Genomic DNA, 12,607 nt, shown 5'->3' with positions numbered 1-12,607 from the left:
GCAACCAATATTTTCAGCAGTATCTTCATCTTCAAAACCTCCTTTATCTATCCTTCCTACCTCTATTTTATCATGCCCGCCCGGGGACATAAATGTTGCGAAAGATTAGTAAATCCTGTCCCAAACCTTCGGGTCATACTGGCCCGAAGTGGTAAAAAAAGAGCAGGGCGGCAAGCCCCGCAACGGAAGCCTGCCGCCCTCGTCTTACTTTGCCACCAGCTCGGAGAGCTCCCGCAGCACCTTTGACACCTCGCCCCACAGCTTTTCATAGTCCCGCTTCAATCCGTCGATTTCCTCCGGGTACACGCCATAGGTATGTGCGTGTACGGCGACCTGATTGAGATTGTTGGAACAGCGCCGTTGCAGAGAGATCAGCTCTTTTACGGGCGCAAGGTCGATGTGCAGGATATACCCATTCAGAGCCATTTTCCGTACATAAGCCCCGGCGTTGGAAATGCCCACCTCAGCCATCCGTTCATGGATGGCTGCCAGCTCGTCCGGCGTTACCATGACGTGCAGATGGACATTCCGCTTGCGGTTCTCCATCAGCGTTCCAGCTCCCGGCCTTTCCGGCGCTCTTTGGGCTCCTTTACCTTGTCCAGCGGCTTTGCGTCCAGCTCCGGGGGCGTGGGTGGGATGGGCGTATTGTTGGGTACGCCGTCGATCATGTTGCAGTTCTGCTCCGTGGAGAGCTCGGCGGTTTTCAGATAGTTGTCTTTTTCGTGCATGGCGATCCTCCTTTATCGTTCCTCATGGTTTTTATGGCTCCGCTTCTGGCCGGGCTCCTTTTGGGGTTCCTGCCCTCTGGTTCCTTCTTTGAGCCGGGCGGTAATGGATGGGCGCACCCGGTCAGGATTGCCCGGTGCTGGTTTCAGTTCATAATCCCCCATCTGCTTTTCGGTCAGCGGCTTTGCGTAGGTCAGTTCGCCCCATGCCATCAGCCTGCCGTCTGCCACAGGACGCCGCCTGTCGTCATCGTAGTTGACGATGGAAAGAGGCTGGTTATCCGGCGGCTTCGGGTAAGTTCCTATGTCCACGGGCCGCTGGGTGGAATAATAGCGGTAAACGCCCTCCGGTCCGAGCTCGGTATGCTTGACCGCCGCATGGTAAAACTGCTGATAGTCGTCCACCCGGCGGTCAAAGTCCCTCTGCGCCCACGCCTGACTGGTTCCATAGCGGCCCCAGTAGTAATCCCGATGGCCGTTTTCCCCCTCGGTAAACTGCCAGGTCACAAAGGGGCTCGGCGCTCCCGGATTATGCCCCAGCGCAAAGCCGTGTCCGGTTTCAAAGGTGGCAGCTTTCAAAATCACATATCCTTGTACTGTCTCCAAGAGATCCCTCCTTTCTGTGCCTCGGGTCAACATGACCCGAAGTGCTGGATGTTACGAAATAAGAGGGCAGACCGGGGAGGAATGTAATAAGATATTCCCACCCCGGAAACACCCTCCAAAAAGCCCGGAATGTCAAGCCTTTGGAGGCGACAAATCGTAACAGCCGCCCGGCCTTTTCTCCCGCATTTTCCTCATGCGTTCCCGGCTTTTTCGGCGGTTCCCTTCGGCCTTGCAGGCGTCGGAACAGTAGGCTTGACGCCCCTCGGGCAAAAACGCCTTTCCGCAGACCGCACAGGCCCGCAGCTCCGGGGAGATGCCTTCCGTTGTCAACGACGCTTGAAGCTCCGGGTTAAGAGGCAGGACAGCCTCACGGAAATAACGGCAGTACGCCCCTGTCCAGCACTTGTGCAGCATATAACAGGCACAGTCAAGAGGAAGGCACAGGCCGCTTTCCCGGTCATAGTTGGCGCACATCCCCGTGACCAGAGAACGGATTTTCTTCTTCTCGTCACGGGTCAGCTCCCGGGCGTCCATTTAAGACTTCGGGCCACGATGGCCCGAAGGGCGGGACTCCACGATCAGCGCCCGGAACTTCTTCCGGCACTGTTTTTTCTTTCCTTTGCACTCCTTGTAGTAACGGCATCCCTTACAAGGGTTGTCATTGTCCCAGCCGGGGTGCGGTACTTCCTTCATCATTCGTTCAAAAGGGCTGCTTGTAAAATTCATTCTCATTCCTCCGTATCTTTCTCCCACGGCGGGGTATCTTCGTCATCGGGTTCCTCTGCGATCTCCTCCAGCTCCCCGTCCTCATATTCGCAGTAATCATCCTCCAAATCCGGGGCCTCATGCTTCGGCTTGTAAATCTTGAAATAGTAACCAATCCCACCGCCGGACAGCACCACCGCACCGATCAGGAGCAGAGAGAGAAGGGGGCTGTCCTTTTTCTCCGGCTCGGGTTCCGGTACTTCCTCCACCGGTTCGGTGGGCTTTGGCTCTGGCTCCGGGGTCACTTCTTTGGGCGGTTCCTTACCCTGTTCAGCAAGAGGCAGAAGGTCGTCTGTGGTAACGGTATTGAGGAAATAGACGTTCTCGCTGGTTTTCTGTTTGTCGATCACCAGATAAAACACGCTCTCGTCTGCTGTGGTGATGGTGTAGAACTCTTTACCGTCCTCGTCGGTGGCGTTGTCCACCACGGTTCCCGTCCCGTCCGGGGTAAAGGGGTTCTGGGTTTCCGGCTCCGCTTCGGTTTCCACCGGAGCGGGAGTGGCCTCGGGCTGCGGCTCGCTGCTCTGGGCGTAGGCCGGGACCGTAAAGATCAGGCAACACAAAAGGCTGGCAGCCATCGCCGCCAGCCTGCGGTATTTAGTTTTCTTCATGGGCTGTGTCCTCCTTTCCGGGTGCCTCCGGCTTCGGGTCAGTATGGCCCGAAGCGGTAAGGCTGTTTTTGGGGTCGTTCAGAAAAGCCATCAGCTGGGCGGGGGTCAGTTTGAGGGAGCGCACCGCCTGCACGATCTGGCTGTTTTCTTCCTCCTGTTTCTGCTTTTCCAGCTCCCGGATTTTGGCCTGCCATTCGGCAGCCTTCTCCCGGGCTTTTTCCAGTTCCTTATCGAGCTTGTCGATCTTGTTCATGCAAGGACTCCTTTCCTCTGGCTCACAAACGCCCGAAGGCATAGAAATGTGTCTGCCAGTAGCTTGAATTGATGTTTGCGTATTGGATGGGGGACCCACAATGAAGCATCATCCCGTCGCCCACATAAATCCCCACATGGGACACAGGGCCGGGGCTGTCATAGGTTCCCGTGAAAAAGATAATGTCGCCGGGCTTTGCCTCGGAGGGGGAAATGATAGCACACTGGTTATAAATGCCCTGCGCCGTGGTACGGGGCAGGTTGTGGACGCCGCTGGCCGTGTACACCCAGCAGACAAAGCCCGAACAGTCAAAGGAAGTGGACGGGCTGGAGCCGCCCCACACATAGGGCCAGCCGATGTACTTTGTGGCTTCTTCCATGAGCGCCGCAAAAGCCGGGTCATCCAGCGCCTCGCCGGGTATCTCATAGCTGGGGCCGGTATCTTCGCCGCCGTTGTAAATCCCTTCCCACAGATAGGGTTTGTTGCCTTTGAGCTGCTGCATAACGATGTAGATTTCCCGCTGCTGTTCGTTAAGCCTCGGCAGGATCACGGCGGGCAGCGTCTTGTTTGTGAGGGTCACATTGAGAATGTAATACTCATAGGGAACTTCCTCGGTGGTGGTTTCCCCGGTCTCCGGGTCGGTGCTGGTTTCGGTGCGGTAGCGTATCTCGACTTCCTCCGTCAAGGTCAGTTCATACTGTGCCTCGAAAATCTCCCGCAGCTCGTCCTGCACCTGTTCACGGAAATACACATGGTACTTTGCCGAGAGATAGGACGCCAGCTCATAGGGGTTATGGCCGATCTCGTCCACGGAATAGCGGTACTCGTCATAGCCGGGATGGGTGCTTTCGATGTTCGCTACCGTCTGCGCCAGCTCGTTTTCCAGCGCTGTGTAGTCCTCGTCCACCCCCAGCAGGTCCGTATCCTCCGAGGCGTAGGAGGTGCCGGATAACGCATTGGCGAGGCCGCTGCCAAGCGTGGGGAAGATGGAACTTACCGCCGACACAAGAAAACAGAGCAGCAACAGCAGGAGCAGGACCAGCACCGCCACGGGATGACGGGTCACAAACTGCGCCGCCCGACGGGTCGCAGTTCCCGAAGCGGCAGCGGTTTTCTTTGCGGCCTTTGCGCCCTGTTTTGCAGCCGCCTTTGCTTCTTTGGAATACCGGCGTTTCAGTTTCCATTTCTGCTGCACACGGGAAAGCGGATTGCTGGCAAGCTCCGGGTGATCGGAGGCCATCTTTTGAAAATCCACATTGGCCCGGGCTTTTATGTCCTTCCGTTCCCACTTTGCCACCTTCCGGGCCGGGTGTTCCCGGTATCTCCGTTTGGCATACCGGGTCAGTTTCCGGGCTCCGGCCTCGGCCACAAGTTCCGACTTATGGGCTCCTTCCACACCCACATTTTCATGCTCAACTTCGTGGATTTTGTTGTGGAGATAAAACCATGCTTCGGTGCGGGCTCCCCGGACAGCTTTCTTCGCAAGCCCCGGCGGCTTCTTCGCTGCCCGTTTTGCTTCGGTCTTGTCCAGTTTCTCCCGGGCCTTTCCCAGCTTTTCCCCGGCGTGTTCCGCTTTTGCCTGTGCTTTCTGGTACTTGTCCTTTTTGCTCCCGGCCTTCTCGGCGGAGCCCTCCGGCTCCTGTGCCTTGCCGGTATCCTGCGGCCCGTCCGCTTCATCTTCCTGCCTCATGCGGTCAGAGGGACGGCTTTTCCGTCTGTCCTCTTGAAACTTGCCGCTTTTGGACTTCGGGCCATCATGGCCCGAAGGACTGTCCTGCCCGGTATCCTCGTCCTTAAACCGCAGGCGTCGGGATGGTACGGGGGAAGGCCCTTCCCGTTCAGCCGGTCCGGGGCGATTGCTCCCGGTATCCTCCGTCGGCCCCGGCCTTTGAAAATTCCGTTTATCCGGTTTCTTTCCGATGATGTATCCCTCCTTTCCAAACCTCGGGCCATCATGGCCCGAAGTGCGTTATGCCCGGTTCATTTCCTGTTTTTTGTCCTCCGGGCGGGTGGTCATAATGGCGTACAGCTCGGTATTCTGCGGGAAGCGGTCAACAAACGGGATGGTGGTATTCCCGAAGAACAGCAGCCCTTCGCCGGAATTGGTATGGGTCACATAGGAAAGCTGGTGGGGGCTGATCCCAAGCTGTTTGGCTAAAATCTGCCGGTCCCCCTGTGCCTGCGAGAGCAGCACAAGGAAGTCCGAGTTTTCAAAGATGTTCTCGATCTCCGGGCTTGCCAGAAAATCCTTCACGTTCTGCGTTAAAGCACTGGGAACGCACCCTTTTTTTCGCAGCATTTTCCAGATCGCCACACAGTAGCTTGCCGTCAGCCGGTCACGGAGCAGCACATGGAACTCGTCGAAGTAGCACCATGTAGCGATACCGCGGAGGAAATTCATGGACACCTGCGAGTTTACCAAGTCCTGCATAATGAGCATGGCAATCGTCCGAAGCCCGGCCCCCAGCTTTTTTAAGTCAAGGCATACCAGACGGCGGTTTAAGTCCACATTGGTTTCATGGTTGAACACGTTAAGGGAACCCGACACATAGATTTCAAGGGCAGTTGCCAGCCGTACCGCCTCGCCCTCCGGCTGGGAACAGAGCAGGTCATACAGGGTTTGGAGGGTCGGCATTTTGCTTGTTTCCGGGTCCTGCAAGTGTTCCCGGTACATCTGGCGTACACAGCGGTCAATGACGGTCCGCTCCACCGGCTGCAAGCCATCCTTGCCGCCAACGATCAGCTCCATCAGCGACAGGATAAAGTCGGCTTTCAGCGCCATCGGGTTTTCCTCGTCAAAGCTCAGGTCAATGTCCATCGGATTGATGTGGTGGGGGCTGTCCGGGGCGATCTCGATGACCTGTCCGCCCAGCCGCTTGATAAGGGGCGAGTATTCGCCCATCGGGTCCACCACAATGATCCGGTCACGGGTGGCAAGGAACACGTTCACAAGCTCCCGCTTTGCGGCAAAGGATTTGCCGGAGCCCGGCACGCCGAGGAACAGGCCGTTGGGGTTTTTGAGCTTTTTCCGGTTTGCCATGATGACGTTATGGGAAAGTGCGTTGAGCCCGTAATAGACGGCTTCGCCATCCATGCGGAGCTCCTGCGTCATAAAGGGAACGAAAATGGCCGTGGAGCTGGTCGTCATGCCGCGCTTGATCTCAATGCCGTTATGGCCCAGCGGAAGGCTGGAAAGAAAACCATCCTCCTGCTGGAAGTCCAGCCGCTTCAAGGTGCAGTTGTATTTCTGGACGATACCCGACACCGTGAACAGGTCATTGTCCAGCTCCCGGCGGGTCGGGGCCATGTTTACCACAAGGAAGGTCAGCAGGAACATTCTTTCATTCCTGCTCTGTAAATCTTCCAGAAGGGTCTTTGCGTCGTTGCTGTACGTTACAAGGTCGGGTGGAAGTATGTCCATGTCGTACCCTGACCGAGCTGCCTTCTTTTGTTCCTCCACCTTCATCTTGTCAATGTCGGAGACTTTGGCCTTGATAGATTTTACGGCGGCGGCCTGATCGACGGTTTGGATATGGAGAGTGATGGTCATTTCCGCATCCATTTCCAAAAGCTCCGCCAGCAGCTTGTCCGAGAGCTCTGAGGCCAAAATCTGCAAGTAGGAGGCAGCGCCCCAAGTCGTCCCCACCCGGAACAGACGGCTGAAACGAAAATCGAAACTGTCCGGGGCGATAAAGTCTTTGGTGGAAAGCCCGGTTTTGGGGATCATATCCCATGAAAACCGGAAGGGGGAGCCGCTGCCGGGGTGGAGCTGTCCGTGAAGGAGTTCCAGCCGTTCCAGCCCCGAAAGGGAGCGGCACTTGACGCCCAGCTTTTTGAAGTTCCCGCAAATGTCCGCCTCTACACGTTCCAGCCTTGCCCTGGCGGTGGGAAGGTCGTCCACGTTCACGCCGAAGGTCAGGAGCTTTGTGCGGACTATGCCGTTGTTGCTTTTGGCGATCTGGTTTTCCAGCATTTCCACATACTCACACCGGACGCTGTTGTAATCATCGTCCTGCATGGGGATGTTCACGCTGTACCGGCTGCCCGGGCGGCTCCGGTGGTTGAGGAAGGAAAGCTGGAACGGAAGGCTGCTGTCAAAGTAGTTGAGGCAGGCGCTCCACCCGTCAAAGATGGCCGCCTGATCTTCGGACTGTGCGAGCTGGTAGTTGATGTCTTCGTATTCAATGGTTTTGGTGTAATAGCGGTCCGCTACCCGGCACACCCCGTCCCGGTACATTTCCCGGTAAGGGAGGGTCTGCTGGGCGGTGGTGGGAATGTTCTTTCCTTTCGTGAACAGGCCGGTAAGGCCCTGCTTTTCAGGCTTTCTGCCTGCGGGCTTTCCGGCCCTTCTGCTGTTTCGCAATCGGCTGCGCCTCCTTTCTGGCGCTAAGCAGCGCATAGAAGTTTTCGGTTTTGTAAGGCCGCACCCGGGGATAGAGGAACCGGGTGCGGATGATGTTTTTCAGCACTTTTTCCAGCGGAAGGCCATCCCGTTCATACATAGCCAGAAAGAAGAACGGGAGCATGAGGCCGATCATCAGGAACATGGCGGCGCTGTTCCCGATACTGCCACGGGAAAACAGGTAGGCCGGGAGGCCCACCGCCGCCGCGCTGGAAAAACAAACAAGCTGGCGCTTCGTCAGATTGAAGGCCAGCTTTGTCTTGATTTTGGAAAGGTCTTTTGGTACTGGTACATAGGCCATTTTGGTACACCTCCTTTATTGCTTCGGGCCAGCATGACCCGAGGTTATCTTGCGGCCTCTTTGGCCGGGGCTGTGCTGCGGGCAGCTTCGGCGGCCTCTCGTCCGCTCTGCCTTGCCCGCCAGTATTCGGGGTGATACTGCCGGATGGACTGATTGAGTTTTTCTTCAAACTGTCCTTTGTCCTTAATGCGGTCAGGGATTTTCCACAGCTTTTTGTCCAGCAGCTCCCGGAGCACTACGCTTTCCTGTGCGTCCTCCTCATAGCAGATATAGCCCTTGTCCTTGAAGCCGCATTTTTTGGCCGCCGGGGAGAGAACGGCGGCTACCTCGTTTGCCACCATCGTTCCGCCGTGGCTGGCGGTAGATACCAGAAACACCCCCGGACAGAGGGTTTCACAATTCTGCACCTCGCCCCACGGGGAGCTTTTCGGCGCATGGAACATTCCGCCCGTCCGGCTCCGGTCCGCCTGCATGAGCGCCGCCTTTTCCAAGATGGCTTTCAGTTCTGGGGAAAAATAGGCATATTCCCGAAGGACACGGGCAGCCTCCCCGCCGCAGGCGTTCATCAACAGGGTGTAGGCGTCGCTGTCCGCTTTGGTACAGCGGCCCAGCAGTTTTCCGTCGTAATAGCAGGCCGCGTCATAGCCCGTCCGTTTGCGTGGCATGGTTCCCGCCTCCTTTCTGCTTCGTGCCAGCATAGCCCGAGGTCAACGCTCTGCACTGCGGCTGGGCTTTTCCTTCGGAGGCCGCTCTGCCTTTGCCTGTTCGGCAGCCGCTTTTCCGGCTTTGAGCTGGTCGCTGATGGACGCACGCCCCACAGAGCCGCGCTCCGCCATCTGTTCCAGCTTTGCCTCATAGGCTTGCAGAACAGCAGTATTGAGCTGTTCCCGGAACTCCTTTGTGACAGGGTAGGCCATATCCCGATAGCCGCCTTTGCCGTCCGGCTGGCTGGGCATCCCAAGAAAGAGACCCTTGCTGCCCTGTACGATTTTCAGATTTTCCACCACAAAGCAGTCATTGAATTTCACGCTGGCAAAGCCCATCAGATTTTTCACAGGTTCGATGACCCGCACGCTTACATCCAGCTTCAACGGTGCGGCCGGGGTGGTGTTTGCAACCTTTTCCTGCATGGTTTCCTCCTTTCCGGCGGGAACAAGGTTCCCGTCCTTGTAGTCATAGCCTTCCGCCCGGAGTGCCGCCAGTGTGTCCGCCGATACGCACCCGGACAGTTTCAGATCGGTTTCCACCATAAAGCGCATGGTGTCTGCTTTAGAAAATTCTTCGGGGAGCTTTCCATAGAAAGCCGGGTGCGGCTGTCCGTCCGCACCCTGTTTGTAACGCCGAGGCATACCGCCTCCTTTCCGCTTCGGGTCAGCATGGCCCGAAGTCTCTTAATGGCAGCCGAAGATGGATTTTGCAAGACTGCCTGTTTTGAATAAGGTAAAACACAGCAGCACCGTATATCCCACGCAGCCCCAGATCGCCCCGATGGGGTCGCCGTCGGTGGCGATACTCTGGATCAGCACCGCATAGATGGCGACACAGACCAAGATCAATAGACCTTGAAAGCCCACCGCAAAGAGGGAGCGGAAATAGTTCTGCCCCATGTGTCCGGTTTCCCTGTTGGGGACTGTGGCAAACGGGATAGGCGCTAAACTTGTGAGTAAATAAATTTCAATCATACGGCCATATACGATGACGAAAATCACGATGTTTAAGGCAATCATGGTAAGCTGGATCAGGAAGGACTGGAGCCAGAGTCCGAACAGAGGGCCTAACTCCATCGCCTCAAGCTCTGTCCGCAGACTGTCCAGCACATCCGGCGTGATCTCTGTCCCGTTCTGGATAATGCCCGCTGACTGCTGTATCACATGCTGGCTCACATCAAAGACCGCCAGCACGATATTGAAGGTATTCGTCAGGATCATCACAGCCACAAAGGTTTTGAACACCCACTTAAAAAACATCCATGTGTCAACTTCATGGAGGTTGTTGCGTTCTATGAGCATCTGTATCAGTTCATAGGTCATAACAAAAGTGAGGATGACCCCGGCGATTGGCAGAATGGCAGTTTCGGAGATCTGTCGTATCATGGAAAAGACCCCGGCGTTCCAGTCCGCCGGGGTCGTGCCTACCTGTGTGGCGATCTCGCCAACGCTCTGATTGACGTTATCGAAAAGGCCATCCAGATTTCCCATGATACCATCGACGAGCAGACCTTTCAGCCATTCAACGATTGCGTCGATGATAAAGTCCATACATCAGCTCCTTTTCTGGAAAAGGGACAACGGGTGACACTTAGCTGAACAGGCCGGACAGCAGAGGGATAAGCTGAAGGCCGATCAGAACGACACCGCCGCCCGCCATGAGCTGCTTAATGCCCTGTGATTTTGCCGCAGGGTTATCCGACCCGTAACCTTCCAGAAGGTTGATGACGCCCCATACCGCCAGACCAGCGCCAAGAGCCATGACCAGAATTTTAAGAATGTCGATTGCCTGATTGAAAAATTCCATATACGTTCCTCCATTTTGTTTGTTTGATGGTTTTGGGTACAAAAAAAGCCGCCCACATCGGCGGCGCTTCGGGTCATCATGGCCCGAAGTTACACAAACTCGTCTCTGTCCAGATCATCGAAATTCAACAGGTCAGCTTCTTCGTCCGTGTCGGAGCCGTCCACTTCGTACACCGTGTATTCGTCCTCCGGCTTTAGTCTCAATGGCCGGTGGCGGAACAGGCTTTCCAAGCGGAAGGCGTTTTTCTTTTTATCAAATTCGGCTGTGTACTTGTAATTCGGGTGCTTTTTCAAGTCATACTTCGGGGACAGGAAAGGCGGGAGCCCCCGAAGCTGCAAGATACATTTATCTCCGGGCATGGTGGTGATCTCGCTGGTGGTCATCAGCTCCCGGCCAAGCCGCTGCATATTCTGGCTGTAACTTTCAGACTGTCCACGGCTGCGACCCTCGGTCTGCATGGAAATGGTGGCCTTGCCCAGCCAGTTTTCCGAAATATCCTTTAGGGTGGAAGCCTCCCGGCCTCCGAGGAACACGATACTGTCCATGTTTCCCATGATGGTTTCGGAATGGTCTTTGTACAATGCCTTGCACTGGCTCATTGCCTGATAAAAAAGTGTCAGGCTGATCTCACGGGAGCGGATGACGGCCACGATCTTTTCCAGCCCCGGCACCTGTCCGGTATTGGCTGCCTCGTCCCACAGCACCCGCACATGGTAGGGCAGACGCCCGCCATAGGTGTTGTCAGCCCGTTCACACAGAAGGTTGAACATCTGCGAAAAAGCGAGGGCAACCAAAAAATTGTAGGTGGTGTCCGTGTCGCTGATAAGAAAGAACAGCGCCGATTTTTCATCCCCCAGCTTATCCAGCTCCAGCTCGTCATAAGACATGATCTCCCGAAGCTGGGGAATATCAAAGGGAGCCAGTCGCGCACCGCAGGAAATCAAAATGCTTTTTGCCGTCTTGCCGCTGGCGAGCTTGTATTTCTTATACTGCCTCACGGCGAAGTGCTGGGGGCTGCGGCGTTCCAGCCCGTCAAACATATAGTCCACCGCATTTTTGAAGGTTTCGTCATCCTCCCGGACTTCCATGCTGTTTATCATTTCCACCAGCGTATTCATGTTGCATTCTTCCTCCGGCCCCTCAAAGACGATGTAGGCCACAAGGGCGCAGTACAAGAGGGTTTCGGCTTTGGTCCAGAACTCGTCGCCCTCCTTGCCGTCGCCTTTGGTGTTGGCAATCAAGGCGGTAACGAATTTCAAAACATCGCTTTCCGTCTTGATATATGCCAGCGGATTATAGTGCATGGATTTTGAAAAGTCGATACTGTTGAACACCCGCACCCTGTATTTCTCCCGTTGCAGAAACCGCCCGCACTGGTCGAGGGTGCCGCCCTTCGGGTCTACCACCACATACGAGGAATGGGCTTGAAGGAGCTGCGGGGTCAGCCAGAACCTTGTCTTTCCCGAGCCGGACGAGCCGATGACACAGGCGTTTAGGTTCCGGGCATTGGCGGGTATCTTCGGACGGGTGTTCATGGTAAGGAACTCCGTCCCGGTCAGAATGACATTGTTCTGAAATTTTGGGTCAACAAACGGCTTTATATCCTCCTTTGTTCCAAAGCGGGCGGTGCCGTATTCCGCATCCCGCCGGAATTTTTTCGCCTGCCTGATCTTTGACTGTATCAGCAGATACACCCCAGCCGCACCGGCAAGGCCCACCAGCAGGTCAATACCTCCCAGCCCCGGCCAGTAGGTTTCAAAGGCTTTGGGGAAGGTATCGAGCATCCCCATGAGCTTTGTCCCGAAGTCTGTGCCGGGGGCGATCCGGTAGGCCGTCCCGATTTTGGAGAAGAACCAGAACACAAAGAGGTACGGCAGGTTTGGGAGTACATATTTTCTGATTTTGTCACTCAACGTCCGTCCTTCACCGCCTCTCTGGTCCGCTGCTTTTCCTTTGCCTGTGTCCTGATCTGCTCCGTGAATTTCCGAAGCTGGCCGAGGATGGAAGCCTTGTCCTGCTCTTTATTCAGCACCTTTGCGCTGTACTTCTGGAAGGCCGCCGTGATAGCGTCCGCCTGATTGGCTTTGAAAAACAGCAGGTAATGACCGGGGCTCACTTTATGGAAAGCGTAGTCCACATGGAACTCCTTCGCGATCCGGTCAAAATCCTTTGGAGCTCCCACATAGGGCATGGCACTTTTGCCGCCATAGTGGTTCATCAGCTTTTTCACGCTCTGGCGTCCCTGCGGGGTCAGCGCCTTCCGGTGGTGCTTTTGCAGCGCCCGAACCACCTTGCCAAGAGCGGCAGCCAGCACTTTTCCTGTGAGCTTCGTTGTCCTGATCGAAAGGGCAACCGTTTTTTGGTTTACTTCTTCCTGCATAAAACCTCCTTTCCGTCGGGGTCCCCGCTATCCGGGAGGCCCCCGTACAA

At 55.9% G+C, this 12,607-nt stretch carries 16 protein-coding genes; all 16 read right to left on the bottom strand.

Annotation, left to right across the window (positions count from 1 at the left end):
* Nucleotides 1–204: 204 nt before the first annotated feature.
* Nucleotides 205–546, bottom strand: coding sequence for a plasmid mobilization protein (locus ACESZP_RS12725; protein ID WP_117567870.1), 342 nt, complete (start codon nt 544–546; stop codon nt 205–207).
* Nucleotides 546–728 carry a DUF4316 domain-containing protein gene (locus ACESZP_RS12720; protein ID WP_003500078.1) on the bottom strand — a complete coding sequence of 61 codons (183 nt, stop codon included), beginning with the start codon at nt 726–728 and terminating at the stop codon, nt 546–548. The genes ACESZP_RS12725 and ACESZP_RS12720 overlap by 1 nt, the downstream gene beginning before the upstream one ends.
* Before the next feature lie 12 nt (nt 729–740).
* Entirely contained in the window at nt 741–1,331 is a 591-nt protein-coding gene (locus ACESZP_RS12715) for a defense against restriction DarA-related protein (RefSeq protein WP_499709161.1), read from the bottom strand.
* 132 nt (nt 1,332–1,463) lie between these two features.
* Nucleotides 1,464–1,865, bottom strand: a complete 402-nt coding sequence (locus ACESZP_RS12710) for a cysteine-rich VLP protein (RefSeq protein WP_227083915.1) — start codon at nt 1,863–1,865, stop codon at nt 1,464–1,466.
* Nucleotides 1,866–2,057: a hypothetical protein gene (locus ACESZP_RS12705; protein WP_499709160.1), complete on the bottom strand. Its 192-nt coding sequence runs from the start codon at nt 2,055–2,057 to the stop codon at nt 1,866–1,868.
* 2 nt (nt 2,058–2,059) lie between these two features.
* Complete coding sequence (locus ACESZP_RS12700; RefSeq protein WP_227083914.1) at nt 2,060–2,707, bottom strand: DUF4366 domain-containing protein; 648 nt, start codon at nt 2,705–2,707, stop codon at nt 2,060–2,062.
* Complete coding sequence (locus ACESZP_RS12695) at nt 2,694–2,960, bottom strand: DUF4315 family protein (protein ID WP_003500096.1); 267 nt, start codon at nt 2,958–2,960, stop codon at nt 2,694–2,696. Before ACESZP_RS12695 ends, ACESZP_RS12700 begins: the two co-directional genes overlap by 14 nt.
* 22 nt (nt 2,961–2,982) lie before the next feature.
* Nucleotides 2,983–4,650, bottom strand: coding sequence for a C40 family peptidase (locus ACESZP_RS12690; RefSeq protein ID WP_148445519.1), 1,668 nt, complete (start codon nt 4,648–4,650; stop codon nt 2,983–2,985).
* 279 nt (nt 4,651–4,929) lie between these two features.
* Nucleotides 4,930–7,359, bottom strand: a complete 2,430-nt coding sequence (locus ACESZP_RS12685; protein WP_370866625.1) for a VirB4-like conjugal transfer ATPase, CD1110 family — start codon at nt 7,357–7,359, stop codon at nt 4,930–4,932.
* Nucleotides 7,277–7,663: a PrgI family protein gene (locus tag ACESZP_RS12680; protein WP_003500106.1), complete on the bottom strand. Its 387-nt coding sequence runs from the start codon at nt 7,661–7,663 to the stop codon at nt 7,277–7,279. Before ACESZP_RS12680 ends, ACESZP_RS12685 begins: the two co-directional genes overlap by 83 nt.
* Before the next feature lie 44 nt (nt 7,664–7,707).
* Entirely contained in the window at nt 7,708–8,361 is a 654-nt protein-coding gene (locus ACESZP_RS12675; RefSeq protein ID WP_015567065.1) for a DUF7007 domain-containing protein, read from the bottom strand.
* A gap of 9 nt (nt 8,362–8,370) precedes the next feature.
* A complete protein-coding gene (locus ACESZP_RS12670; RefSeq protein ID WP_015567066.1) occupies nt 8,371–9,012 on the bottom strand; it encodes a septation protein SpoVG family protein in 642 nt (213 codons plus the stop codon).
* A gap of 42 nt (nt 9,013–9,054) precedes the next feature.
* The gene (locus ACESZP_RS12665) at nt 9,055–9,921 is read right to left on the bottom strand and encodes a VirB6/TrbL-like conjugal transfer protein, CD1112 family (RefSeq protein WP_005927637.1); all 867 of its coding nucleotides are present in this window, start codon (nt 9,919–9,921) and stop codon (nt 9,055–9,057) included.
* Between the two features lie 40 nt (nt 9,922–9,961).
* Entirely contained in the window at nt 9,962–10,177 is a 216-nt protein-coding gene (locus ACESZP_RS12660; protein WP_016306504.1) for a Maff2 family mobile element protein, read from the bottom strand.
* A gap of 89 nt (nt 10,178–10,266) precedes the next feature.
* Complete coding sequence (locus ACESZP_RS12655) at nt 10,267–12,090, bottom strand: VirD4-like conjugal transfer protein, CD1115 family (RefSeq protein ID WP_499709159.1); 1,824 nt, start codon at nt 12,088–12,090, stop codon at nt 10,267–10,269.
* Nucleotides 12,087–12,557 carry a PcfB family protein gene (locus ACESZP_RS12650; protein ID WP_012741698.1) on the bottom strand — a complete coding sequence of 157 codons (471 nt, stop codon included), beginning with the start codon at nt 12,555–12,557 and terminating at the stop codon, nt 12,087–12,089. The genes ACESZP_RS12655 and ACESZP_RS12650 overlap by 4 nt, the downstream gene beginning before the upstream one ends.
* Nucleotides 12,558–12,607: the final 50 nt, after the last annotated feature.

It is taken from the genome of Candidatus Dorea massiliensis AP6 (assembly GCF_964245105.1).
Classification (GTDB): domain Bacteria; phylum Bacillota; class Clostridia; order Lachnospirales; family Lachnospiraceae; genus Laedolimicola; species Laedolimicola intestinihominis.
This window is presented reverse-complemented; position numbering and strand designations above follow the sequence as displayed.

What these genes read in the sequence shown, in the direction of transcription:
- ACESZP_RS12725 (WP_117567870.1), bottom strand. Translation starts at nt 546, where the DNA reads ATGGAGAACCGCAAGCGGAATGTCCATCTGCACGTCATGGTAACGCCG.
- ACESZP_RS12720 (WP_003500078.1), bottom strand. Translation starts at nt 728, where the DNA reads ATGCACGAAAAAGACAACTATCTGAAAACCGCCGAGCTCTCCACGGAG.
- ACESZP_RS12710 (WP_227083915.1), bottom strand. Translation starts at nt 1,865, where the DNA reads ATGGACGCCCGGGAGCTGACCCGTGACGAGAAGAAGAAAATCCGTTCT.
- ACESZP_RS12705 (WP_499709160.1), bottom strand. Translation starts at nt 2,057, where the DNA reads ATGAATTTTACAAGCAGCCCTTTTGAACGAATGATGAAGGAAGTACCG.
- ACESZP_RS12700 (WP_227083914.1), bottom strand. Translation starts at nt 2,707, where the DNA reads ATGAAGAAAACTAAATACCGCAGGCTGGCGGCGATGGCTGCCAGCCTT.
- ACESZP_RS12695 (WP_003500096.1), bottom strand. Translation starts at nt 2,960, where the DNA reads ATGAACAAGATCGACAAGCTCGATAAGGAACTGGAAAAAGCCCGGGAG.
- ACESZP_RS12690 (WP_148445519.1), bottom strand. Translation starts at nt 4,650, where the DNA reads ATGAGGCAGGAAGATGAAGCGGACGGGCCGCAGGATACCGGCAAGGCA.
- ACESZP_RS12685 (WP_370866625.1), bottom strand. Translation starts at nt 7,359, where the DNA reads ATGCGCTGCTTAGCGCCAGAAAGGAGGCGCAGCCGATTGCGAAACAGC.
- ACESZP_RS12680 (WP_003500106.1), bottom strand. Translation starts at nt 7,663, where the DNA reads ATGGCCTATGTACCAGTACCAAAAGACCTTTCCAAAATCAAGACAAAG.
- ACESZP_RS12675 (WP_015567065.1), bottom strand. Translation starts at nt 8,361, where the DNA reads ATGCTGGCACGAAGCAGAAAGGAGGCGGGAACCATGCCACGCAAACGG.
- ACESZP_RS12670 (WP_015567066.1), bottom strand. Translation starts at nt 9,012, where the DNA reads ATGCCTCGGCGTTACAAACAGGGTGCGGACGGACAGCCGCACCCGGCT.
- ACESZP_RS12665 (WP_005927637.1), bottom strand. Translation starts at nt 9,921, where the DNA reads ATGGACTTTATCATCGACGCAATCGTTGAATGGCTGAAAGGTCTGCTC.
- ACESZP_RS12660 (WP_016306504.1), bottom strand. Translation starts at nt 10,177, where the DNA reads ATGGAATTTTTCAATCAGGCAATCGACATTCTTAAAATTCTGGTCATG.
- ACESZP_RS12650 (WP_012741698.1), bottom strand. Translation starts at nt 12,557, where the DNA reads ATGCAGGAAGAAGTAAACCAAAAAACGGTTGCCCTTTCGATCAGGACA.